Here is a 309-nt window from a genome sequence, read left to right on the forward strand (position 1 = left end):
AGGTAATTGTCCGCCAATAATGGCTAAGTCAATTTGTCCATTGGCCACACTCCAACCAGTTCTTCTCGTACTGTGAACTTGAAGTTGAACCGATACATCAGGGTATTTTTGTCTGAATAGTCCTATCATTCTTGGCATTAAATAGGTGCCCGTTGTTTGGCTCGCTCCAATGACAAGAGTTCCACCTTTTAAGCTATTTAAATCTTCAATAGCTTTGCAAGCTTCGTCGCATTGATTCAAAATTCGTTCACAATATTCAAGTAATAGTCTCCCTGCCTCAGTCAATAGAGCCTTCCTACCACCTCTGGT

The 309-nt window shown here is 41.4% G+C and carries 1 protein-coding gene; it reads right to left on the reverse strand.

What is annotated here, in order from left to right; genetic code table 11:
* The coding region (locus tag AMO19_RS03495) for a LysR substrate-binding domain-containing protein (protein ID WP_257008949.1) at window positions 1-309 on the reverse strand (309 nt) is incomplete at both ends.

Origin of the sequence: Prochlorococcus marinus (genome assembly GCF_001180245.1) — a bacterium.
GTDB classification, from domain to species: domain Bacteria; phylum Cyanobacteriota; class Cyanobacteriia; order PCC-6307; family Cyanobiaceae; genus Prochlorococcus_A; species Prochlorococcus_A marinus_F.